This is a genomic window from Planosporangium thailandense, from assembly GCF_011947195.1.
Lineage (GTDB): Bacteria > Actinomycetota > Actinomycetes > Mycobacteriales > Micromonosporaceae > Planosporangium > Planosporangium thailandense.
In genome coordinates this window covers 87,322-109,090 of the sequence record NZ_JAATVY010000004.1, presented here as the reverse complement: position 1 = coordinate 109,090, position 21,769 = coordinate 87,322, and the positions used below count along the sequence as shown (strand labels likewise).

23 protein-coding genes are annotated in these 21,769 nt (G+C 71.0%); 11 read left to right on the top strand and 12 right to left on the bottom strand.

Translation table 11 applies throughout. The annotated features are described in order from the left end of the window. The first annotated feature begins 72 nt into the window (after window positions 1-72). The 4 genes from qcrC to HC031_RS08145 all read left to right on the top strand — a co-directional run bounded on the left by qcrC (window position 73) and on the right by HC031_RS08145 (window position 4,240). Window positions 73-927, top strand: a complete 855-nt coding sequence (qcrC, locus tag HC031_RS08160; protein ID WP_167924600.1) for a cytochrome bc1 complex diheme cytochrome c subunit — start codon at window positions 73-75, stop codon at window positions 925-927. After that, window positions 924-1,991, top strand: coding sequence for a cytochrome bc1 complex Rieske iron-sulfur subunit (qcrA, locus tag HC031_RS08155; RefSeq protein ID WP_167924599.1), 1,068 nt, complete (start codon window positions 924-926; stop codon window positions 1,989-1,991). The genes qcrC and qcrA overlap by 4 nt, the downstream gene beginning before the upstream one ends. Continuing rightward, window positions 1,988-3,613, top strand: a complete 1,626-nt coding sequence (gene qcrB, locus HC031_RS08150; RefSeq protein ID WP_167924598.1) for a cytochrome bc1 complex cytochrome b subunit — start codon at window positions 1,988-1,990, stop codon at window positions 3,611-3,613. The genes qcrA and qcrB overlap by 4 nt, the downstream gene beginning before the upstream one ends. 432 nt (window positions 3,614-4,045) lie before the next feature. Continuing rightward, entirely contained in the window at window positions 4,046-4,240 is a 195-nt protein-coding gene (locus HC031_RS08145) for a hypothetical protein (RefSeq protein ID WP_167924512.1), read from the top strand. 268 nt (window positions 4,241-4,508) lie between these two features. Here the strand turns inward: HC031_RS08145 and HC031_RS08140 are convergent, their stop codons facing one another. Both HC031_RS08140 and ctaC read right to left on the bottom strand, forming a co-directional pair. Next, window positions 4,509-4,940 carry a cytochrome c oxidase subunit 4 gene (locus HC031_RS08140; RefSeq protein WP_167924597.1) on the bottom strand — a complete coding sequence of 144 codons (432 nt, stop codon included), beginning with the start codon at window positions 4,938-4,940 and terminating at the stop codon, window positions 4,509-4,511. Between the two features lie 19 nt (window positions 4,941-4,959). Continuing rightward, window positions 4,960-5,886 carry an aa3-type cytochrome oxidase subunit II gene (gene ctaC / locus HC031_RS08135; RefSeq protein WP_420813614.1) on the bottom strand — a complete coding sequence of 309 codons (927 nt, stop codon included), beginning with the start codon at window positions 5,884-5,886 and terminating at the stop codon, window positions 4,960-4,962. Between the two features lie 163 nt (window positions 5,887-6,049). Here ctaC and HC031_RS08130 point away from each other — a divergent pair, with 163 nt between their 5' ends. Together HC031_RS08130 and HC031_RS08125 are read left to right on the top strand one after the other, a co-directional pair. Continuing rightward, a complete protein-coding gene (locus HC031_RS08130) occupies window positions 6,050-7,144 on the top strand; it encodes a cysteine desulfurase family protein (protein ID WP_420813613.1) in 1,095 nt (364 codons plus the stop codon). 50 nt (window positions 7,145-7,194) lie between these two features. Further along, on the top strand, window positions 7,195-7,413 hold the full coding sequence (locus HC031_RS08125; RefSeq protein ID WP_167924595.1) for a sulfurtransferase TusA family protein: 219 nt from the start codon (window positions 7,195-7,197) through the stop codon (window positions 7,411-7,413). Here the strand turns inward: HC031_RS08125 and HC031_RS08120 are convergent. The 4 genes from HC031_RS08120 to HC031_RS08105 all read right to left on the bottom strand — a co-directional run bounded on the left by HC031_RS08120 (window position 7,410) and on the right by HC031_RS08105 (window position 10,846). Further along, window positions 7,410-7,820 (bottom strand): DUF4395 domain-containing protein, encoded by a 411-nt coding sequence (locus tag HC031_RS08120; RefSeq protein ID WP_167924594.1) that lies wholly within the window; start codon window positions 7,818-7,820, stop codon window positions 7,410-7,412. The genes HC031_RS08125 and HC031_RS08120 overlap by 4 nt on opposite strands. 301 nt (window positions 7,821-8,121) lie before the next feature. Next, window positions 8,122-9,108, bottom strand: coding sequence for a carbohydrate kinase family protein (locus HC031_RS08115; RefSeq protein WP_167924593.1), 987 nt, complete (start codon window positions 9,106-9,108; stop codon window positions 8,122-8,124). A gap of 130 nt (window positions 9,109-9,238) precedes the next feature. Continuing rightward, window positions 9,239-9,601, bottom strand: coding sequence for an iron-sulfur cluster insertion protein ErpA (gene erpA / locus HC031_RS08110; protein WP_167924857.1), 363 nt, complete (start codon window positions 9,599-9,601; stop codon window positions 9,239-9,241). A 93-nt stretch (window positions 9,602-9,694) separates the two neighbouring features. Then, window positions 9,695-10,846: a glycerate kinase family protein gene (locus HC031_RS08105; RefSeq protein ID WP_167924592.1), complete on the bottom strand. Its 1,152-nt coding sequence runs from the start codon at window positions 10,844-10,846 to the stop codon at window positions 9,695-9,697. 70 nt (window positions 10,847-10,916) lie between these two features. On the opposite strand from HC031_RS08105, the gene nadA reads away from it, so the two are divergent. The 3 genes from nadA (at window position 10,917) to HC031_RS08090 (ending at window position 14,432) form a co-directional block, all read left to right on the top strand. Continuing rightward, on the top strand, window positions 10,917-12,080 hold the full coding sequence (gene nadA / locus HC031_RS08100) for a quinolinate synthase NadA (protein WP_338090539.1): 1,164 nt from the start codon (window positions 10,917-10,919) through the stop codon (window positions 12,078-12,080). Window positions 12,081-12,423: 343 nt separating this feature from the next. Beyond that, a complete protein-coding gene (gene murA, locus HC031_RS08095) occupies window positions 12,424-13,752 on the top strand; it encodes a UDP-N-acetylglucosamine 1-carboxyvinyltransferase (protein ID WP_167924590.1) in 1,329 nt (442 codons plus the stop codon). A 50-nt stretch (window positions 13,753-13,802) separates the two neighbouring features. Beyond that, window positions 13,803-14,432, top strand: coding sequence for a DUF3043 domain-containing protein (locus HC031_RS08090; RefSeq protein ID WP_167924589.1), 630 nt, complete (start codon window positions 13,803-13,805; stop codon window positions 14,430-14,432). Here the strand turns inward: HC031_RS08090 and HC031_RS08085 are convergent. Genes HC031_RS08085 through HC031_RS08075 form a run of 3 tightly spaced genes read right to left on the bottom strand, consistent with a single transcriptional unit; the run spans window position 14,429 to window position 16,876 of the window. Further along, window positions 14,429-15,382 (bottom strand): ABC transporter ATP-binding protein, encoded by a 954-nt coding sequence (locus HC031_RS08085; RefSeq protein WP_167924588.1) that lies wholly within the window; start codon window positions 15,380-15,382, stop codon window positions 14,429-14,431. The genes HC031_RS08090 and HC031_RS08085 overlap by 4 nt on opposite strands. After that, window positions 15,379-16,185, bottom strand: coding sequence for an ABC-2 family transporter protein (locus HC031_RS08080; protein ID WP_167924587.1), 807 nt, complete (start codon window positions 16,183-16,185; stop codon window positions 15,379-15,381). Before HC031_RS08080 ends, HC031_RS08085 begins: the two co-directional genes overlap by 4 nt. After that, complete coding sequence (locus HC031_RS08075) at window positions 16,178-16,876, bottom strand: ABC transporter permease (protein WP_338090538.1); 699 nt, start codon at window positions 16,874-16,876, stop codon at window positions 16,178-16,180. Before HC031_RS08075 ends, HC031_RS08080 begins: the two co-directional genes overlap by 8 nt. A gap of 263 nt (window positions 16,877-17,139) precedes the next feature. On the opposite strand from HC031_RS08075, the gene HC031_RS08070 reads away from it, so the two are divergent. Together HC031_RS08070 and HC031_RS08065 are read left to right on the top strand one after the other, a co-directional pair. Further along, complete coding sequence (locus tag HC031_RS08070) at window positions 17,140-18,981, top strand: WG repeat-containing protein (protein ID WP_338090537.1); 1,842 nt, start codon at window positions 17,140-17,142, stop codon at window positions 18,979-18,981. A gap of 101 nt (window positions 18,982-19,082) precedes the next feature. Then, window positions 19,083-20,081 (top strand): aldo/keto reductase family protein, encoded by a 999-nt coding sequence (locus HC031_RS08065; protein ID WP_167924586.1) that lies wholly within the window; start codon window positions 19,083-19,085, stop codon window positions 20,079-20,081. A gap of 85 nt (window positions 20,082-20,166) precedes the next feature. Here the strand turns inward: HC031_RS08065 and HC031_RS08060 are convergent, their stop codons facing one another. The 3 genes from HC031_RS08060 to HC031_RS08050 all read right to left on the bottom strand — a co-directional run bounded on the left by HC031_RS08060 (window position 20,167) and on the right by HC031_RS08050 (window position 21,685). After that, complete coding sequence (locus HC031_RS08060) at window positions 20,167-20,598, bottom strand: MarR family transcriptional regulator (RefSeq protein WP_167924585.1); 432 nt, start codon at window positions 20,596-20,598, stop codon at window positions 20,167-20,169. A 102-nt stretch (window positions 20,599-20,700) separates the two neighbouring features. Then, window positions 20,701-21,483 (bottom strand): zinc metalloprotease, encoded by a 783-nt coding sequence (locus HC031_RS08055; RefSeq protein ID WP_167924584.1) that lies wholly within the window; start codon window positions 21,481-21,483, stop codon window positions 20,701-20,703. A 1-nt stretch (window position 21,484) separates the two neighbouring features. Then, window positions 21,485-21,685 carry a hypothetical protein gene (locus HC031_RS08050; RefSeq protein ID WP_167924583.1) on the bottom strand — a complete coding sequence of 67 codons (201 nt, stop codon included), beginning with the start codon at window positions 21,683-21,685 and terminating at the stop codon, window positions 21,485-21,487. Window positions 21,686-21,769 lie beyond the last annotated feature (84 nt).

Here is a 21,769-nt window from a genome sequence, read left to right as displayed (position 1 = left end):
AGTCGCACCCGTTTTCCGTCCTTGTAGACGAAGTACCTGACGACTGACGACAAGGTTTCAAAGGTTGAGGACATGACTTTCGACGATTCGGCCGGCGCTGCCGGCCCGCCACGTGCTGCCCGACGCGGCAGGCTGTTCGCCGGTCCGGTTCGGAGAAGCCGCCTACAGCGCCGCCTCTTCGCGGGGGTACGGCTGCTGCTCGCGCTCGTCGTCGTCGGGGGCATCTACACCGCGTTCGCGCCCGGCAGCCAGGCCGAGGACACGCCGAAGCTCTCCGAGGCGGCACAGCTGGGCAAGCGGCTGTACGACCAGAGCTGCGCCACGTGCCACGGCCCCAACGCCCAGGGCGTGAAGGACCGCGCGCCGAGCCTCATCGGCGTCGGGTCGGCGGATGTGGAGTTCCAGGTCGAGACCGGCCGGATGCCCGCCGCCCGTCCGCAGCAGGCGCAGGTCGAGCGCAAGCAGCCGCTGTTCACCGTCGAGCAGGCCCAGCAGATGGGCGCCTACATCCAGGAGCTCGGTGGCGGCCCGCAGCTGCCCGCCGGTACCAACCTGCGCGAGGGCGGCGACATCGCGAAGGGCGGCCAGCTGTTCCGCGTGAACTGCGCGTCGTGCCACGCGTTCAGCACCAACGGCGGCGCCCTGTCGTCCGGCAAGTACGCGCCGAGCCTCAAGCCGGCGACCGACCGCGAGATCTACGCGGCGATGCTGAGCGGCCCGCAGAACATGCCGGTGTTCGGTGACAACCAGATCACGCCGCAGGAGAAGCGCGACATCATCGCCTACATCCAGTACCAGAAGGGCGACCAGGACCCGGGCGGGTTCGGCCTCGGCCGCTACGGACCGGTCCCTGAGGCTCTGGTGATCTTCCTGGTCGGCATGGTTTCGATCATGTTCGTCACCCTCTGGATTGCAGGGAAGTCATGAGTACGAACAGTGACGTCGACTTCGACGTAAACGACCGATCCTTGACCAGGTTCGACCTGGTCAAGGAGGGTGCGCGCCGGGACGGCGTGGAGATCGTTCACTACGCTCCGCGATTCCCGGTGCCGGGTACCCGCGCCGAGAAGCGCGTCGAGCGCGCGATCGCGCTGATGCTGTTCCTCACCGGCCTGCTCGGTCTCGGCTTCGTGGTCGCCTACATCTGGTGGCCGTGGAAGTACACGCCGGGCAACGGGCTGCAGCGGCTCTACAACCCGGTGCTGGGCCTGACGCTGGGGCTGTCCCTGGCGTTCCTCGGCTTCGCGATCGTCACGTGGGCCAAGAAGCTGCTGCCGGAAGAGGTCTCGATCCAGGAGCGCCACGACCAGCCGTCGCTGGACGAGCGGGCCCTGACCGGCGCGACCATGCTCAACATGGTCGACGAGACCGGCATCAAGCGCCGCCCGCTGCTGAAGGGCGCGCTGCTGGTCGGCGCGGCTCCGTTGGGCCTCGCGGCGGCCGCGCCGCTGATCGGCGGCATGATCAAGAGTCCCAAGCACAGCCTGTTCGAGACCGCGTGGAAGCCGGCGAACGGCCAGCGGATCAAGCTCACCCGCGAGGACGGAAGCCAGATCCGGCCCGAGGACGTCAGCGCAGGCGGCCAGGCCACGGTCTTCCCCGGCGTTCCCGGCGGCGCGACCAACGAGCACGCCGACTCGCCCGTCCTGCTCATCCACCTGCGCGAGCAGGATGCGCAGACGCTGCGCGACAACCTGAAGAACGTCGCGGTCAACGCCGAGGACGGCGGGGCCATGTGGGGCAACTACGTGGCGTACTCGAAGATCTGCACCCACGCCGGCTGCCCGGCTAGCCTTTACGAGCAGCAGACCAACAGGCTGCTGTGCCCGTGCCACCAGTCGCAGTTCCAAATCACGGACAACGCCCGGCCGGTGTTCGGCCCGGCCACGCGTCGGCTGCCGATGCTGCCGCTGACCGTTGAGGACGGCGTCTTCGTGGCGAAGTCTGATTTCAGGGTCCCGATCGGGCCCGGGTTCTGGGAGCGGCCATGAAGCAAAGCAAGCTCGATCTGGCGGGACTACCCGCCAAGGCCGCTGGGGAGATCGACGACCGGCTACAGGTATCCTCTCCGCTGCGCCGCCTGCTCAACAAGGTTTTCCCTGACCACTGGTCGTTCCTGCTCGGCGAGATCGCGCTCTACTCGTTCATCGTCCTACTGCTGACCGGTACGTTCCTGACCCTCTGGTTCGACCCCTCGTCCAACGAGGTCACGTACCACGGCCCGTACACGCCGTTGCAGGGCATCCCGATGTCGCGGGCGTACGAGTCGGCCCTCCAGCTGTCGTTCGAGGTCCGCGGTGGCCTGATCATGCGGCAGATGCACCACTGGGCGGCGCTGCTGTTCATGGCCGCGATCGTGGTGCACATGCTGCGGGTCTTCTTCACCGGTGCGTTCCGCAAGCCGCGCGAGCTCAACTGGATCATCGGTGTGCTGCTGTTCTGGCTGGGCTTCGTCGAGGGCTTCGCCGGGTACTCGCTGCCAGACGACGCCCTGTCCGGCACCGGTCTGCGGATCGCGAGCGCGATCATGCTGTCGATCCCGGTGATCGGCTCCTGGGTGACGACCTCGCTGTTCGGCGGGGAGTTCCCGGGCCACGAGATCCTGGGCCGGCTGTACATCGCGCACGTGCTGCTCGTGCCGGCCATCCTGCTCGGTCTGATCGCCGCCCACATGGGGCTGCTGGTCAAGCAGAAGCACACGCAGTGGCCGGGTCCTGGCCGGAGCAACGACAACGTGGTCGGCATCCGGATGTTCCCCGGCTTCGCGGCCAAGGCCGGCGGCTTCTTCATGATCGTGTTCGGCGTCATCGCCCTGCTCGGTGGCCTCTTCCAGATCAACCCGATCTGGCTGTTCGGCCCGTACGAGGCGGCGGTCGTGTCGGCGGCGAGCCAGCCCGACTGGTACGTCATGTTCCTTGACGGCTCCACCCGTCTGATGCCGCCGTGGGAGGCCCGCTTCCCGCTGTGGCCGGGACATCACTACACGTTGCCGCCGCTGTTCTGGCCGACGGTCGTGCTGCCCGGTGTCCTGACGATGCTGCCGCTCTTCTACCCCTTCATCGAGGCGCGGAAGTTCAAGAGCAAGGCCTCGCACCACCTGCTGCAGCGTCCCCGTGACGTGCCGACCCGGACGGCGCTCGGCGCGATGGCCCTGGCGTTCTACATCGTGCTGCTGATCTCCGGCGGCAACGACGTGATCGCCGACAAGTTCGACATCAGCCTGAACGCCATGACCTGGGCGGGCCGCGTCGGCCTGCTGGTGCTCCCGCCGCTGGCCTACTGGATCACCTACCGGGCGTGCCTGGGTCTCCAGCAGCACGACCGGGAGGTGCTGGCCCACGGTGTCGAGACGGGCATCATCAAGCGGCTGCCCAACGGCGCCTTCGTCGAGGTGCACCAGCCGCTGGCACCGGTCGACGAGCACGGTCACCCCGCCGCGCTGCCGTACGCCGGCTGGGTCGTACCGAAGAAGATGAACCGCGTCGGCGCGCTCGTACCGACGATCAAGGGCTTCTTCTTCCCGATCGAGGAGCCGGCGAAGCCGGCCTACCCGAGCGAGGCACCGGTGTCGCCGGCGCCGACCCGCGAGGGAATCACCAGCGGCAAGCAGTAGTCCGCGTACGAGAGAGGGCGCCCGCCGGATATCCGGCGGGCGCCCTTTTTCGTGGTCTCCGTACCGGGCTCCCTACGCGATCCGCTACGGGCTCGACGGCTCCATCCGTGCTCCACGGCTCCATCCGTGCTCCACGGCTCACGGCCGTCCCCGCCTGCTCACGGGCCCGCTCCGCCGGCTCACGGCGGGCTCCTGGCGGGCCGCCAAGCGCGTTCAGCGCCATCCGCGCCGCCATGCGCGGCGAACTGCCTCGCCATGCAATGACCCGCGCGACGGCTGCCAGTCCGTGCGCCACTCCGCGCACGGATCGGAACGACCGTGCCGCGGTCGCGTGGGGGCGGGAGATCCGGCTTCGACACGCCGGGCGGGGTCCACCGCCGGGCTCGCCGGCCGTGGCAGGGTCGTACACGAGGACGAATGGAGGTGCCGGCGGTGCGATTCCTCGAACTCTACTGCGGCCAGTGCGCCATGGTGTGCGTGTTCGAGCAGCCGCCGTGCGAGGACGGTCACGGCGCGGACTGCGACGAGTGGGTCTGCACCGCCTGCGGCGACGCACTCCTGATCGCGTCCCTTCCACCGGTTCGCGTCGAGCGCCGCGCGGTCACGCCCGTCCGGCGCGCCGCGTAGCGCGCCACAGCGCCCGCACAGCCGCTCAGTCGCCCACACCCCTGCCCGCCCGCCCGCCCGCCCGCCCGCCCGCCCGCCGACCATGATCGTGAAGGGTCCGTGGGCCTATCACACCGCGAACCCTTCAGGATCATGACGGTGGAGGGCACGGTTCGGGGCCTGTAACGCCGCGAATTCTCCGCCTACCGTGTGTGGGACCGGGAGAAGCCACAAAAACGCCGTAGCGCCCCGCTCAGGGGGCGCTACGGCGTTTTCACGTGCGATTCGGTCAGTGCTCCGCGCTGCGCCGGGAACCGGTGTAGTACTCGAACAGCAGGCCTCCGGTCGCGAGGACCACGGCGACCATGCCGGCGCCGATCAGCCACGGTGCCCAGAACACCAGCCCGAGGCCGGCCATCGAGGCCGCCAGCGCCAGGCCGAACGGCCAGTAGCTGCCCGGGCTGAAGAAGCCGACCTCGCCGGCGCCCTCGGAGATGTCGGCGTCCGCCCGGTCTTCCGGCCGCAGGTCGATGCGGCGCGAGATGAACCAGAAGTAGCCGCCACACATCGTGCAGAGCAGGAACGACAGCAGCAGGGCGACCACGCCGATCCACTCCGGGCGGTGCACCGGGCTGTCGGCCTGGGTCCAGAAGCCGTAGACGATGGCGGCCCCCAGGAGGAAGCCCGCGACCACGGCGAAAAGCTTGTACTCGCTCTTCATGATGGTTCCTTGTCCGCCGTCAGCTCGCTGCGCGCTGGTTCTGGTTTTGCGGGAACGGATGCGTCGTCGTCGCGAACGGCTCCTCGCCGATGCTCTTCAGCGCGTCCGGCGTGCTCATCCCCTGCGTACGCGCCTGGATGTACCGCTCGTACTTGTCCGGCGTCACGGCCCGGACCTCGAAGTTCATCATGGCGTGGTACGCGCCGCACAGCTCGGCGCAGCGACCGACGTACGCGCCTTCCTTGTCGACGGTCACCTGGAACTTGTTCTCCACGTTGCCGGGGAACACGTCGCGCTTGAACAGCAGGTCCGGCACCCAGAAGGAGTGGATGACGTCCTCGGAGTGCTCGTAGAACAGGACGCTCTTGTGGGTCGGCACGACGAGCACCGGAACGTAGTCGCTGGTGCCGATCGTGGAGACGGCCTGGCCGTCCGGGCCCTTCGCGTTGTTGTCGAGGTAGCGGAACTGCCAGTTCCACTTGAAGGCGACCACCTCGACCTTGACGTCAGGGTTCTTGCTGATCTTGTCCACGTAGCTCTGCGTCGTGGCCGTGTAGTAGAAGAGCACGGCGATGATCAGGAACGGAGCGATCGTGTAAAGGAACTCGATCGGCAGGTTGTAGCGCGTCTGGAGCGGAAGCTCCTCGCCACGCTTCCGGTAGCGGATGACGCACCAGAAGATGAGCCCCCATACGAGGATGCCCACCACCAGCGCGGCCAGGACCGAACCGATCCAGAGGTCGTACATCCGGTGGGACTTGTCGGAGATTCCGCGCTCAGGCCAGCCGAAGCCTCCGAACGCCGAGCCGACCTGGCCTAGCGAGCAACCGGAGAGCGCCATGACCGCGCCGAGCGCCGTAACGCCGAGCCCGACGATGCGCGTGCCGACCCGCCCTCGGCGGTTACGCGCCCGCGCAGAACTCGCGCCCGAACCCCTTGCGAACACCTGCTGTTGCCTCCTTAGCCCAAGGGCCGCGATCCCCGCCCGCCGATCCGCTCCGGCGACCTTGACGGTCGCCGCCCGGAAGGCGCGTCACCGACGGTCGCAGACTACTCGACCACGCCTGGCCCACCTGGCAGGGGGTCGCCGTGTCTTTACCCTGGAACTCGTGTCCACCTACTTCGACGCGGCCGCTGCCGCGCCGTTACATCCGGTCGCCCGCCAGGCCCTGGCCGCCGCGCTCGACAACGGGTGGCTCGACCCCGGGAAACTGTATTCGCAGGCCCGCCGGGCGCGTCAGCTGCTCGACGCGGCACGCGGGTCGATAGCCGAGTCGCTCGGCGTACGCGACGACGAGCTGCACCTGTGCGGCAGCGGGACGGAAGCGGCGTACCTGGCCGTACGGGGTGGGATGGCCGGGCGGCACCGCGCCGGTGTGACGTTCGTCCACTCCGCCGTCGAACACTCGTCCGTACTACTGGCCACGCCCGGCGTGGCCGTGCCGGTCGACCGGTACGGGCGGGTGGAGCTCGACGCGTTCGCGAAGGCGGTGCGCGCGCCCGGGGTAGCGCTCGCCGCGCTGATGAGCGCCAACCACGAGGTGGGCACCGTCCAGCCGGTCGCCGAGGCGGCGCGGCTGTGCGCGGACGCCGGGGTCCCGCTGTACGTGGACGCCGCGCAGTCGGTGGGGCGGATGAACGTACCGAACGGCTGGTCGATGCTCACGGCCAGCGCGCACAAGTGGGGCGGCCCGCCGGGGGTGGGCGTGCTCGTCGTGCGCAAGGGGGCCCGCTGGATCGACCCCCGGCCCGCCGTGGGCCCGCCGAACCTACCGGCCCTCGTCGCGGCCGCGGCATCGCTGCGCGCCGTCCTGAGCACCGCCGGCGCGGAGGCGGCCCGGCTGTCGGCGCTGGTGGACCGGGTACGCGCGACCGTGGCGGAGACGGTGCCGGACGTGGAGGTCGTCGGCGACCCCGTCGACCGCCTGCCGCACCTGGTCACGTTCTCCTGCCTGTACGTCGACGGCGAGGCGCTCCTGCACGCTCTCGACCGGCACGGCTTCGCCGTGTCGTCGGGTTCGTCGTGCACGTCGTCGACGCTGCGCCCGAGTCACGTGCTGGAGGCGATGGGGGTGCTCTCCCATGGCAACGTGCGGATCTCGCTACACCGCGACACCACGTCCGACGAGGTCGACCGGTTCCTGTCCGTCCTTCCCGGGGTCGTCGCCGACCTGCGGGCGCAGGCGGGGGTGAGCGGGCTGTGAACGACTGCGCGGGTGAGCGGGCTGTGCACGACTGCGCGGGTGAGCGGGCTGTGAGCGACCCCGAGGTGCTCGACTGCCGCGGCCAGCGCTGCCCGTTGCCGGTCATCGCGCTCGCCCGCCGCCTGCCGGAGCTGCCCGTCGGCGCGGTACTGCGGGTGCTGGCCGACGACCCGGCGGCCGCGGTCGACATCCCGGCGTGGTGCCGGATGCGGGGTCAGGAGTACGTCGGCGCCGCGGCCGGCGGCTACGACGTCCGGCGCACCAACTAGACCCGCACGTGCAGGCGGCGCAGCAGGAGGTACACCTCGCAGCCCAGCGACAGGCCGGTCACCGCCTTGGCGAACGCCGCCGCGAAGGCCACCGTCGTGGCGACCATGCCGACCGTCGGCACGCCGACGAGGTACCCGAACGTGGCGACCGCCATGAGGACGAAGCCCAGCCCCTGCGCGAAGCGCACCGGCTGGGACGGCTCGCGCATCGGCGGTGGCGGGCCGATGCGGCGCGCCACGATCTTCCGGTAGAGCCATCCGTACGGCGCGTACCAGACGCTGGCGGCGCCGATACCGAACACCACCGTCTGGGCGAGCGCCAACCAGCCGCTGCTCAGCACGATGACGAGTGCGAGGACGACCGAGGTGACCGCCGCGACGAAGCGTGAACCGCGCGGGTCGAGCATTACCGGTTTCTCCTGACTGTGGTCGCTTTCGCTGGCCGCTGCGAGCGGGTACGCCCGTGGCCGGCGGTAGGACCGGCGGCGCGGCGCACCGCCCGTACGGCGGCGCCACAGCGGGCAGCGCGCGGACGCGCGACGCCCGGGTTCACGTTCGTCGGTCTGCGGCGGATGCCGCGACGGTGCCGTCCGGCCGCGCCGGACCGGTAGCGTCGGACGGTGCCAGCCGATATGGCGGCCACTCCAGAAAGCCCGGCCAGCGCGGCGGGCACCAGCCGAGCGTACCGCTCTCCGGCCGGGGCCCGGCCTAGCGGGACAGCGGCGACAGGTGCGGACGGACGTCCTCGGCCGCCTCGTCGCCGTACGAGGCGGCGAGGCGCTTGAGGAACTCGTCGGCGTGCACCGTGTACTCCTGCGTGCCCACGGTCTCGAGCACGAGCGTCGCGAGCAGGGCGCCGACCTGGGCCGACCGCTCCAGCGACAGGCCCCACGACCGGCCGGCGAAGAAGCCGGCCCGGAAGCCGTCACCGACGCCCGTCGGGTCGTACGCCCGGATCTCCTGCGCCACCGGTACGTGCACCGGCTCCAGGCCCCGTCCGGTCACCCGCACCCCGTGCTTGCCGAGCGTGGTCACCCGCACGCCGACCAGGTCGAGCAGTTGGGCGTCGGACAGTCCCGTCTTGCTCTGCAGCAGCTCGCTCTCGTACTCGTTGGTGAGCAGGTAGGCGGCGCCGTCGATGAGGCTGCGGACCTCCCGGCCCGACATCCGGGCGAGCTGCTGGGACGGGTCGGCCGCGAACGCGTAACCCCGCTCGCGGCACTCCTCGGTGTGGCGCACCATCGCCTCGGGGTCGTCGGCGCCGATCAGGACCAGGTCGATACCGCCGGTGCGGCTCTCGATCGGCGCCAGCTCGATGTTGCGCGCCTCGGCCATCGCCCCGGCGTAGAACGACGCGATCTGGCACATGTCCTCGTCCGTGGTGCAGACGAACCGGGCGGTGTGAGCCACTTCACTGACGTACACCGAGTCGCAGTCGACGCCGTGGCGCTCCAGCCACGACCGGTAGTCGCCGAAGTCGGCGCCGACGGCGCCGACGAGGGTGGGGCGCAGCCCCAGCTGGGCCATGCCGAAGGCGATGTTGGCGGCCACCCCGCCACGGCGTACCACGAGGTCGTCGACCAGGAACGACAGCGACACGTTGTGCAGCTGGTCGGGCAGCAACTGCTCGGCGAACCGGCCCGGGAAGTGCATCAGGTGATCAGTCGCGATCGAGCCCGTCACAGCGATCTTCATGGCAAACCTCATGGTGTTGGGGGGTTGTTCCCACGGCCGGCCTCGCCGAGCCTACCGGCAGACACAAAGACGGCCGTGCCTTCGCAAAGACACGGCCGTCTCCAGCTAGCTGACAGTAGAACCGGCGCTCCTAGTGGAACGAGTCGCCGCAGGCGCAGGAGCCCGACGCGTTGGGGTTGTCGATGGTGAAGCCCTGCGCGTCGATGCGGTCGGCGAAGTCGATGGTGGCGCCGGTGAGGTAGGGCACGCTCATCCGGTCGACGACGACCTCGAAGCCGTCGTACCCGGTCACCGCGTCCCCGTCGAGCGAACGCTCGTCGAAGAACAGCTGGTAACGGAGTCCGGAGCAACCACCGGGCTGCACCGCGACGCGCAGCCGCAGGTCGTCGCGGCCCTCCTGCTCGATCAGAGCCTTGACCTTCTGCGCGGCGACGTCGGTGAGCACGACGCCGGCCGGGTTGGCCTTGGATTCGGTCTGCGAAGCGGTCACGATTTATGCTCCCTGCGCTGGTCTGTTAGGTCACCCGGGGGCAACATCCGCCGCCCGGAGAGCATTCCCCATTGTGGCACAGCTCGCGACCCGCGCTCAGGCGCTCGCCGGGCCACCCGCGCACGACGCACGGCCCCGGCTCCACTGCCGGGCCACCCGGGCCCCGAGCGCACGCAGCCCCTCGGCCGGCCGGGCCAGCGCCTGGTCCACCGAGCCGAAGTGCTCTTCCAGTGAGTATGCCCCTACTACCCCGATCCGGGCCGTCTCGCGGCGTCCCGCGTCGATGCGGCCGGCGAGGATCACGCAGGGCAGCCCCCGCTCGAGCGCCGCCTCGGCGACCCCGGAGACGACCTTTCCCCGCAGCGACTGGTGATCGAACGTGCCCTCGCCGGTGATGACCAGGTCGGCGGCGTCCAGCGCCGCGTCCAGGCGCGACAGCCGCCGCACGAGCGCGATCCCCGACTCGCAGCGCCCACCCAGCGCGAGGATGGCCGCGCCGAGCCCGCCCGCCGCGCCCCCGCCGGGCAGCCCGGCGAGACCGGCCGGGCAGCCGGGCAGGTCGCGCTCGAGCACCTCGGCGAACCTGGTCAGCGCCGCGTCGAGGGCGAGGACTTCGGCCCGGCCGGCGCCCTTCTGCGGCCCGTACACCGAACTGGCGCCGTGCAGCCCGGTGAGCGGGTTGTCGACGTCCGTGGCGGCGACGAGCCGTACGCCCCGCAGTCGGGGGGCGCCGGCGAGCCGGTCGCACGCCGCGAGCGCCGCGCCGCCGTAGGGCAACGCGTACCCGGCGGCGTCCAGCGGAGTGGCGTCGAGCGCGGCGAGCAGGCCGGCCCCGCCGTCGTTGGTCGCGGAGCCGCCGAGCCCGATGACGACCTCGCGGGCGCCGGCGTCCGCGGCGGCGACCACCAGCGGGCCGAGGCCGAACGACGTGGTGACCATCGGGTCGCGCTCGGCCGGCGCGAGCAGGTGGAGCCCGCAGGCCTGGGCGCTCTCCACGTACGCGGTGCCGCCGGCGACGAGCACGCTGCCGGTGACCGGCCGGCCCAGCGGGTCGAAGGCGCGCACCGGGATCCGGCGCGCCCCGTCCAGGTCGAGTGCGTCCAGGAACCCCGGCCCGCCGTCGGACAGCGGCCGTACGGACACCTCGTCGTGCGGGGCGACCTCGCGCCAGCCCTCGGCGATCGCCTCGGCCGCGTCGAGCGCCGAGAGCGTGCCCGCGAACTTGTCCGGAGCCACCAGTACCCGCATGAGTCGGGAGTCTGCCAGGTCACATTCCCGAGGCCATCCACCGCCCGAGAAGCATGGGAGCATGGGTCCTGTGACCTGGGTTGAACCGACCTCGACCGCGACCGCCCTGCTGCTGCTGGGCCGGGGCTCCGATCCGGCCAGCGAACGGGGGGTTGACTGCCCCGGCGACCTTCCCACCCCCAGCGACCCCGACCTGGTCGCCCGTGCGACGGCGGCCAAGGCGGCGCTCGGCGACCGGGTCTTCGTCCTCGGCCATCACTACCAGCGCGACGAGGTGATCCAGTTCGCCGACGTGACCGGCGACTCGTTCAAGCTCGCGCGGGAGGCGGCCGCCCGGCCGCAGGCCGAGTACATCGTCTTCTGCGGCGTGCACTTCATGGCCGAGAGCGCGGACATCCTGACCGCAGACAGCCAGCGGGTGATCCTGCCCGACCTCGCGGCCGGCTGCTCGATGGCCGACATGGCCGTGCTGCAGCAGGTCGAGGAGGCCTGGGACACGCTCGCCGAGCTCGGCATCGCCGAGTCGACGGTGCCGGTCACGTACATGAACTCGTCGGCCGACATCAAGGGCTTCGTCGGCCGCAACAAGGGCGTGGTCTGCACCTCGTCGAACGCCGAGCGGGCGCTGCGTTGGGCGTTCGAGCGCGGCGAGAAGGTGCTGTTCCTGCCCGACCAGCACCTGGGTCGCAACACCGCCGTGCGGCAGCTGGGCCTGACGCTCGACGACTGCGTGCTCTACGACCCGCACAAGCCGGGCGGCGGGCTGACCGCGCAGCGGCTGCGCGCGGCGAAGATGATCCTGTGGCGGGGCCACTGCTCGGTGCACGGGCGCTTCAGCCTCGACTGCGTGACCGAGGTGCGCGACCGGATCCCCGGCGTCAACGTGCTGGTTCACCCGGAGTGCCGGCACGAGGTGGTGACCGCCGCGGACTACGTCGGGTCGACGGAGTACATCATCAAGACGATCGAGGCAGCGCCCGCCGGCTCGGCATGGGCGGTGGGCACCGAGCTGAACCTGGTGCGCCGGCTGGCCAACGCCCACCCGGACAAGCAGATCACGTTCCTGGACCGGACGGTCTGCTACTGCTCGACGATGAACCGCATCGACCTGCCGCACCTGGTGTGGGCCCTCGAGGAGCTGGCCGCCGGCCGGGTCGTGAACGAGATCACAGTCGATCCGCAGACGGCGCACCACGCGCGCACGGCGCTCGACCAGATGCTGGCGCTGCCGTAAGGCTCGCCCTCCCACGGGGCGCGGCTTCCGGCCGCGTTCCGTCGACTTTCGCTCCCCCGGCCGGTCCGGCAGGCGGCCGCCACGCACGGTGAGCACCACCGCGCCGGTCGGCCCGCGCCGGCCGCGCCCCCGGCGGCGGTCCGGTCAACGATCACGTTCCGATCAGCGCCGATTACGCTCCGCCCAAATAGTATTTATTGATTCTTATTTTCAGATTCCGGTACGGGCTCGCGCATCGCTCGGGGGATGAGCGCGGGGATATGCTGCCCGGGCGAGATCTGATCGTGATCTTCTCCGATCGCCCTTCCCCCCACGCTCGCTTCGCCCCCCCCGGAGGTTCGCGTTGAACGACGTCCTCGTCGTGCACGGTGGCACGCCCCTGAACGGAAAGACCCGGGTCCGGGGCGCCAAGAACCTCGTATCGAAGGCCATGGTCGCCGCGCTGCTGGGCGACTCGCCGAGCCGGCTGTACAACGTGCCGGCGATCAGCGACGTCGAGATCGTGCGCGGACTGCTCGAACTGCACGGCGTGCGGGTCACCGACGGCGAGACGGACGGCGAGCTCGTCCTCGATCCCTCGAACGCGGGCATCGCCGACGCCGACGAGATCAACGTCCACGCCGGCTCCAGCCGGATCCCGATCCTGCTCTGCGGCCCGCTGCTGCACCGGCTGGGCCACGCGTTCATCCCCGACCTCGGCGGCTGCAACATCGGCGGTCGTCCCATCGACTTCCACCTGCAGGCGCTGCGCGAGTTCGGCGCGATCGTCAACAAGACCACGTCCGGGCTGGACATCTCGGCGCCCAACGGACTGCACGGCACGAAGCTGGAACTGCCCTACCCGAGCGTCGGCGCCACCGAGCAGATCCTGTTGAGCGCCGTGATGGCCGAGGGCGTGACCGAGTTGCGCAACGCCGCCATCGAGCCCGAGATCATGGACCTGATCTGCGTGCTGCAGAAGATGGGCGCGATCATCCAGGTCCACACCGGCCGGGTCATCGAGATCGAGGGCGTCAAGCGGCTCGGCGGGTACGTGCACCGCCCGATCCCCGACCGCATCGAGGTGGCGAGCTGGGCGGCGGCGGCGCTGGCCACCAAGGGCGACGTGTTCGTCGAGGGCGCCCGCCAGGCCGACATGATGACGTTCCTCAACACCTTCCAGTCGGTCGGCGGCTCCTTCGAGGTCGACGACTCGCCGGTGGGCGGTGGCATCCGGTTCTGGCACCCGGGCGGAGAGCTCAACGCGGTCGCGCTCGAGACCGACGTGCACCCCGGCTTCATGACCGACTGGCAGCAGCCGATGGTCGTGGCGCTGACCCAGGCCCGCGGCCTGTCGATCGTGCACGAGACGGTGTACGAGCGGCGCCTGGGCTACACGAAGGCGCTGGGCAGCATGGGCGCGACGATCCAGACGTACCGTGAATGCCTGGGCGGCACCCCCTGCCGCTTCGGTCGGCGCAACTTCATGCACTCGGCGGTGATCGCCGGGCCGAGCAAGCTGCACGCGGCCGAGCTGGTGATCCCCGACCTGCGGGCCGGCTTCAGCCACCTGATCGCCGCGCTCGCCGCCGAGGGCACGTCGCGCGTCCACGGGGTCAACCTCATCAACCGCGGGTACGAGGACTTCGAGAACAAGCTGGCCGCGCTCGGCGCGCACGTCGAGCGCCCCTGACAGGTATGTGACGTGGGACGCGGTGTGCCGCGTCGGATACCCTTCACGGCGTGCCGTCGCTCTTTCGCCGTAAGTCAGCCGACCTGGTCGAGGATGCCGTAGCCGAGGCCGCTGCGCCTGAGGCCCCGGCCCAGCCCCGTCGCAAGGGGTACACGCCGAGCAAGCAGGAGCTCGGCGTGGTCACGCCGAAGCGCCCGAAGGCGGGTGCGGTACGGGAGGCCCCGCCGGCCGACCGCAAGGAGGCGATGCGCCGGGCCCGCCAGAAGCAGGCGGCGGCCCGGGCCGAGCAGCGCGCCGGCATGCTGGCCGGCGACGAGCGCTACCTGGGCGCCCGCGACCGGGGGCCGGAGCGGGCGCTGGTCCGCGACGTCGTCGACTCCCGGCGTACGGTCGGCACCTTGTTCTTCAGCTTCGCCTTCGTCCTGCTGATCATCTCCATGGTGCGGACGATGCCGCCGGCGGTCGGCCTGGCCGGCAACGTGATCTGGCTGCTGCTCGGCGTCGGCGTCGTCGTCGACGGCTGGCTGATGGCCCGCAAGATCAAGCGGCTGGTGCGGGAGCGCTTCCCGAATTCCCAGGAGAGGCTGTCCGGCCTGTACATGTACGCGATCATGCGCTCGCTGAGCTACCGCCGCTTCCGCATGCCGAAGCCGCGGGTCAGCGTCGGCGCGAAGATCTAGACGCCGTACAGGCGCGCCACCACGTCCTCGATATCCGGCTCGACCACCGAGATGTCGCGCAGCGACCCGACGGTCGCCAGCTCGGCCACCAGGGCACCCGCGGCCACCCCGTCCAGCAGGTAGGTCAGCCGCAGCCCGTCCGCGCTCACCGACTCGACGGTGACGCCGGGCAGGTCGACCGGCGCGGTCAGCGGCTCGGCCAGGTCGACCACGACCCGCCGGCGCGACCCGTACCGCTCGTGCAGCCGCTCCAGGCTGCCGTCGTGCACGACCCGGCCGTGGTCGATCACGACGAGGCGCCGGCACAGCCGCTCGATGTCGGCCAGGTCGTGCGTGGTCAGCACGACCGTCGTGTCGCCGGTGTCGCGCACGCCGGCCAGGAACCCGCGGACCGCCTGCTTGCTCACCACATCCAGGCCGATCGTCGGCTCGTCGAGGAACAGCACCTCCGGCCCGTGGAGCAGCGCCGCCGCCAGCTCGCCCCGCATGCGCTGCCCCAGCGAGAGCTGCCGGACCGGGGTGTCGGCGAACGAATCGAGGTCGAGCAGGTCCCGGCAGCGCTTGAGCCGGGTGCGGTGGTCGAGCGTCGGCACCCGGTACACGTGCCGCAGCAGCTCGAACGACTCCCGTAGCGGCAGGTCCCACCACAGCTGCGAGCGCTGGCCGAAGACCACGCCGATCCGCCGGGCCAGCCGGGTGCGCTGCGGCACCGGCTCCAGCCCGCACACCCGCACGTGCCCGCCGGACGGGTACAGCACCCCGGTCAGCATCTTGAGCGTCGTCGACTTGCCGGCGCCGTTGGGGCCGATGTAGCCGAGCATCTCCCCCGGCTCGACGGCCAGGTCCACGCCGTCGACCGCCGCCACCGTCCGGGACTCGCGGCGTAACCGACCGACCTTCACCCGTACCGTGAACTCCTTGCGCAGGCCCCGCACCTCGATGACGTTCATGATCCGGTACTCCGGTAGTGCCGGACGGCGTAGCGCCACAGCAGCGCCGCGGCGGTGGCGGCGAGGCCGGCGACGACCGGGCCGGCCCAGCCGGCGGCGGCGGGCAGCCCGAGCGGGTCCGGCCGGCCCAGCAGCGCCAGCGCTGGGTAGTAGCCCACGAAGGCGAAGCCGAGCCCGTACGCGAAGGCGCGGCGGAAAAGTCCCTGGTAGACGGTCATCGGGTACGAGGTGAAGTCGCGCCCGCCGTACGTGAGCGCGGCGGCGAACTCGCCGCTGTCGATCCACCAGAACGCCGCCGTCGATGTCGCCACGAAGAGGGCGCCGAACAGCACCGCGCCGCTGACCGGGGTGACCAGCAGCAGCGCGATCCGGGCCGGCGTGGGGTGGATGCCGGCGACCCGGACGGCCACCGCCACGAGCCCGGTCGTGAAGGCCACCCGGCCCAGCCGGCGCAGCGCCACGTCGGCCGCCAGTAGTTGCGGCAGCGCGCCGAGCGGGCGCACCAGGACGGCGTCGAACAGGCCGGTGCGTACGTAGAAGCGGATCCGCTCGATGTTGCCGACGGCCAGGTCGGCCAGCGAGAACGCGCAGCCGGCGAGGGCCGCCATCAGGAACGCCTCCCGGAACGTGAAGCCGCCGAGAGCGCGGGCGACACGGAACATGACGAGGACGGTGCCGATGTCGATGAACGCGAACACGGCGCTGCTCACCACCTCGACGGCGAACGAGGCGCGGTACTGCGTCTGGCTGCGCACCTGCGCCGCAACCAGCCGGCGGTAGGTGGCGAGGACACCGTCAGCCACCCTGGATCACCACCCGCCGCTCGGCCCGCCGCTGCACCAGCCGGGCCACGCCCAGCATCACCGCGGCCCAGACCGCCTGGCCGGCGACCATCATGGCCGTTGTGGACAGAGGGTACCGCTCGACGAGCACGTCCGAAGGCACCTGGATCAGGTACGGCAACGGCGTCGCCAGGTAGAGCCCGGCCACCACCGGAGCGGGCAGGAACGCCAGCGGAAAGGCCATCCCGGACAGCGCCGACGAAGCGGCGACCCAGCCCATCTGCGGGCCGCGCGCGTCGAGCAGCCAGTACGCGGACGCGTTGACCAGGTGCCGGCAGGCGAAGCTGACCACCACGGCGAGCAGCAGTGACAGCGCGAAGAGCGGGTAGGTGGCCACCCGGGCCGGCGTGTAGAGGTCGAACGCGATCGCACCGACCACGACCGGCACCAGCAGCCGGCTCAGCACCGCGAACGCACCCCGCCCGAGGTCGGCGGCGAGGTACTGCCAGACCGGGTCGACTGGGCGGAGCAGGTCGGCCACCACGTCGCCGGTGCGGATCCGGTCGGCGAGCTCGGGCCCGCCCCAGATGTTGACCGTCCCGAGCAGACCCTGGCCGATCCAGACGTACGTCACGAGCCGCGCGCGTGAGTAACCGGCCGCCATACCGCCGGTGACACCGCCGGCGACCGCCAGCAGCACGAAGCAGCGCACGAATCCGAAGACCGAATTTGTGAAGATCGCGGCAATTACCGCTTGTCGATAGGTGGTGTACCGGCGGAACTCGGCAGCCGCTAGGGCAGCGTACGTCGCCCATCTGTCCGAAAAGGTGCGAGCTACGGTGGCGGCGACGGGGCGCACGTCGTAACCTCCTTCCGCAACCGCGCCAGAAACTACCGGGTCCTGCCGTGGGGGGCTGGACAATTTCGACGCGGGCACTTCAAGGGGCATTGTCACGGGGCGAGGGGAACGACAGGGTGAGCGACGTGCACCCGGGCGAGGAGCCCGGACCCGCCGCGACGCCTGCCTGGGCGTCGCTGCCCACCATGCCCTGGACCCGGGCTGTGGCCGACACGGAACCCGAGCACGCCACCGACCTATCCCCCATGGCCGTGGCCGCGAGCCCGAGCGCCGGCACGCCCGCTACCGGGGTCCCGGTTCCGGAGTACCGGCTGCCGAAGCGCGTCGTCGGGCCGCCGAGGCGCGAGGAGGGCGACACGGTGCCGGTCCGGGTGCCCACGCCGTCGGCGCCGGTCTCCGGCGCGCCGGTCTCGGCAGCATCGGTCTCGCCGGCACCGGTCGCCGAGGCACCGGTCGCCGAGGCACCGGTCGCCGAGGCACCGGTGTCGGGGCCGGCGGTGTCGGGGCCGCCCGTGTCGGGGCCGGCGGTGAGCGTGCCGGCGCTGCCCGCACCCCGACCCCCTGAGACCTCGGGCGCGCTCACGCCACCGGCCGACGGGCCCACACCGGCCGACGCGCCCGCACCACCCGCCGACGCGCCCGCCCCGGACCCCGAACGGATACTCGCCGACTACCGGTGGCGGTTCGACCCGGACACGCTCCGCGAAGTCGTCGAGGAACCGGAGATCGACGAGCTCACCGAGGTCCGGCGGCTGTTGACCGGGAAGCTCGAGGCGACCACCGACAACGGTTCGCGCGCCCGCCTGCTCAGCCTCCGCGCGGTGGTCTCACGCGTCCTCGGCGACCTCGACCAGGCGCTCGCGGACGCCGAGCGCGCGGTCGCCCACGCCGAGGCGACCGGGCAGCTACGGCGGATCACGATCGCTCAGGCCCGGCTCGCACGCGTGCTCCAGTGGCGCGGCGAGTACACCGCGGCCGACCGGCTGTTCGCCCTGGCGAACTCCACCGAACTGCCCGACCGGCTGCGCTCCGCCATGCATCAGCACGCCGGGCTGTGCGCCTACGAGCAGGGCCGCTTCATCGAGGCGTGCAACCACTTCGAGCGGGCCCTCGACCTGCGCGGTGGAGGCGACCCGGACCTGATCGCGCAGATCGAGCTGGCGCTGGACGCGGTGTACCGGCGGGCGACGGAGGCCGGCTGGGGCCGGTACCCGCGCTCCCGCGATGAGATTCTCGGGATCCGAAAGGCCCTCACGGCCACGTTCGACGACGTCACCCGGCGCTGGGGCTACACCGACGAGCTGGGCGTCTTCCGGATCCCGCCCCGGTTCACCGACGCGCAGCCCTTCCGTGACGGCGTCGCGTGGGTGCAGCGGCCGGGCTCGCGTAACTGGGAGCTGATCGACGACGGCGGGGAGCTGCTCATCGACCGCACCGCGGGATACCGGGGCGTCGGCAACTTCGCCGACGGGGTCGCCTGGGTCTCCCGTGACGGCGTCACCGGCTGGATCGCCATCGACAAGGCCAACACCGTGCTGGTCGCGACCGGCTTCGACGACGTACGGCCGTTCCGAGGCGGGCTCGCGGCCGTGCGGTCCGGCGGGCGCTGGGGCGCGGTCGACGCCGCCGGCCGGCTCGTCGTGCCGCTGCACTACGACGGGTTCGTGACGGCGCTGCACGACGGGCGCTACATCGACGGGTTCAGCGACGAGGGGCTGGCCGTGGTGGCACTCGGCTCGGGGAAGGGCGTGGTGGACCGGACCGGGAGTGTGATCGTGCCGCCGGTATACCCGACCGTGGTCATCCACCCGGTGGCCTTCCTCGTCACCGACCCCGCCCACCGGTGGGGCGCGCTGGACCGGCAGGGCCGCCCACTGCTGGAGACGGAGCTGGCCAGCCGCGACGAGGTCACGCACGAACTCGACCGACTGCTCAGCGACGCGCGACCGATCCTGTAACCACTCGCTTCTCCCATGATCACGGATACTTCCCCGGGTCGGAACCCGGAAAAGTATCCGTGATCATGGGACAGCGCCCACCCAGCGATAGGGTCAAGGTCATGGAGTTCCGTCACCTTGGCCGATCCGGGATGCTCGTCAGCGAGATCTCGTACGGCAACTGGATCACTCATGGCTCTCAGGTCGAGGAGGAGCAGGCGACCGCGTGCGTGCACGCCGCCCTCGACCTCGGTATCACCACCTTCGACACCGCCGACGTCTACGCCGGCACCCGCGCCGAGGAGGTCCTCGGCCGGGCGCTGAAGGGCCAGCGCCGCGAGGGCCTGGAAATCTTCACGAAGGTCTTCTGGCCGACCGGTCCGGGTCGCAACGACCGGGGTCTGTCCCGCAAGCACATCATGGAGTCCATCAACGGCTCGCTGCGCCGGCTGCAGACCGACTACGTCGACCTGTACCAGGCGCACCGCTACGACCACGCCACGCCGCTGGAGGAGACGATGGAGGCGTTCGCCGACATCGTGCACTCCGGCAAGGCCCACTACATCGGCGTGTCCGAGTGGAAGGCCTCGGAGATCCGCGAGGCGTACACGCTGGCCCGCGAGCTGAAGATCCAGCTCGTCTCCAGCCAGCCGCAGTACTCGATGCTGTGGCGGGTCATCGAGGCCGAGGTCGTTCCGCTCTGCGAGGAGCTGGGCATCGGCCAGATCGTGTGGTCGCCGATCGCCCAGGGCGTCCTGACCGGCAAGTACCAGCCGGGCCAACCGCCGCCGGCCGGTTCCCGCGCCACCGACGAGAAGACGGGCGCCGCGATGATCTCGCAGTTCCTGGACGACAACGTGCTCACCCGCGTCCAGCGGCTCAAGCCGATCGCCGAGCAGGCCGGCCTGACCATGGCGCAGCTCGCGATCGCCTGGGTGCTGCAGAACCCGAACGTGTCGTCGGCGATCGTCGGCGCGACCCGCCCGGAGCAGCTGAAGGACAACGTCAAGGCCTCGGGCGTCAAGCTCGACGCCGACATGATGAAGGCGATCGACGAGGCGCTCGGCGACGTCGTCGAGCGGGACCCGGCGAAGACCGTGAGCCCGGCTCAGCGCCCGTAACCCCGGCGTACGCCGCCCGTAACCCCGGCATACGCGAAGTGCCCCTGCCGCGCGACACCGTACGGCAGGGGCACCCTCACGTTGATCAGTCTTCCTCGATCAGCGCCTCGAGGGCGGGGAGCGCGGCCACCAGCGAGGCCCGCTGCTCGGCGGTCAACCGGGCCACCCGGGCACCGAGCAGCGCCGTGCGCTCCGATCTGATCCGGGCCAGGGCCTGCAGCCCCGCCGGCGACAGCGACACTCGCACCGAGCGGGCGTCGGTCGGGTCGGGCTCGCGGTTGATCAGGCCACGCTCGGCGAGCGACGAGAGCACCCGGGTCATCGTGGGCGCGGTCACCGCCTCCCGCGCCGCCAGCTCGCCCGAGCGCAGCGGACCGTGCTTGTCGAGGGTCGCCAGCACCGACAGCTGCAGCGGCGGCACGTCGTTGGCGGCCAGTCGGATCCGCCGGGCCAGACGCCCGACCACGAGACGCAGCCGGGTCGCGAGTTCGGTATCCACGGGAGGCGGCTCGGTCACGGTGGTCACTCCTCGGGCGTGTGCTTCGCGGCATGCACCCTAGCAACGCGCCGCCAGCAAACTACCGCGCGCCCCGGTTACGGAACGGTCTCGTTGATCGACCTACAGTGACAGGTGCGGGAAGAGTTGCTGCCCGTACCAGACGTGGTCGAGCGGCAGGCCGATCAGCCGGCAGAGGAAGAAGACGAACCCGAAGAACAGCGCGTTGAAGCGCGGCGCCCACAGCAGGGCGATGAGCAGCAGCATCCCGTACGGCGCGACGTGCTGGAAGCCGCGCTGCCACTGCGGGCTCAGCCACGGCTGGATCAGGTTGCCGCCGTCGACCCCCGGGATCGGCACGAAGTTGAGCACCGTCGCGGTCAGCTGAAGGAACGCCAGGAACGCGACGGCCGCCCAGAAGGTCGGGTGTGCTCCTGAATCGACGCCCAACGCGAAAGGCGTCACGAGCACGAACGTGAACAGCAGGTTGGTGGCCGGGCCAGCGAAGCTGATGAAGCTGTCCCAGCCCCGGCTGCGGATGGCGTGCCGGTCCACCCACACCGCGCCGCCCGGCAGGCCGATGCCGCCGATCAGGACGAACAGCAGCGGAAGCACGAACGACAGGACCGGATGGGTGTACTTGGTCGGGTCGAGCGTCAGGTATCCGCGCTCGGCCACCATCCGGTCGCCGCCGTGGAACGCGACGACGGCGTGCGCGTACTCGTGCAGGCAGAGCGAGAACACCCACCCGGCGGCGACGAACAGGAACACGATCAGCCGGGCGTCGCCGATCTCGCGCCACGCCAGCCAGCCGCTGATCACCAGTACGGCGGTGATGCCGAGAAAGATCGGGCTGGGCCGAAAGTACGCGCCGACCCCGCTGGGCCGGCGCTCGCTCCCGAGCACGTCACTGCTCCCGGGGCAGCAGGCTCATCCGGTACTCCACCCGGTCCTCCTCGACCAGGCTCGCCGTGACCACGCCGTCGGCGAGCAGGTCACGCCAGGTCTGCCCGAGCCACGACTCGGCGTCGGACTGGCTGGAAAACGCCTCGTGCGGCCCGTCGACAGGCTGCCCCTGCACGTCCTCGTACCGCCACGTCCACGCCATGTCGCACATCCCTTCCCCGTCGGCCCCCGGTCAGCCTAACGACCTACGGCGTCAGGTCCGGACTCCGGGCACCGACGATGTTGT

What these genes read in the sequence shown, in the direction of transcription:
- HC031_RS08050 (WP_167924583.1), bottom strand. Translation starts at nt 21,685, where the DNA reads ATGGCGTGGACGTGGCGGTACGAGGACGTGCAGGGGCAGCCTGTCGAC.
- qcrA (WP_167924599.1), top strand. Translation starts at nt 924, where the DNA reads ATGAGTACGAACAGTGACGTCGACTTCGACGTAAACGACCGATCCTTG.
- HC031_RS08085 (WP_167924588.1), bottom strand. Translation starts at nt 15,382, where the DNA reads ATGAACGTCATCGAGGTGCGGGGCCTGCGCAAGGAGTTCACGGTACGG.
- HC031_RS08105 (WP_167924592.1), bottom strand. Translation starts at nt 10,846, where the DNA reads ATGCGGGTACTGGTGGCTCCGGACAAGTTCGCGGGCACGCTCTCGGCG.
- qcrC (WP_167924600.1), top strand. Translation starts at nt 73, where the DNA reads ATGACTTTCGACGATTCGGCCGGCGCTGCCGGCCCGCCACGTGCTGCC.
- HC031_RS08120 (WP_167924594.1), bottom strand. Translation starts at nt 7,820, where the DNA reads ATGCTCGACCCGCGCGGTTCACGCTTCGTCGCGGCGGTCACCTCGGTC.
- qcrB (WP_167924598.1), top strand. Translation starts at nt 1,988, where the DNA reads ATGAAGCAAAGCAAGCTCGATCTGGCGGGACTACCCGCCAAGGCCGCT.
- HC031_RS08140 (WP_167924597.1), bottom strand. Translation starts at nt 4,940, where the DNA reads ATGAAGAGCGAGTACAAGCTTTTCGCCGTGGTCGCGGGCTTCCTCCTG.
- HC031_RS08115 (WP_167924593.1), bottom strand. Translation starts at nt 9,108, where the DNA reads ATGAAGATCGCTGTGACGGGCTCGATCGCGACTGATCACCTGATGCAC.
- HC031_RS08065 (WP_167924586.1), top strand. Translation starts at nt 19,083, where the DNA reads ATGGAGTTCCGTCACCTTGGCCGATCCGGGATGCTCGTCAGCGAGATC.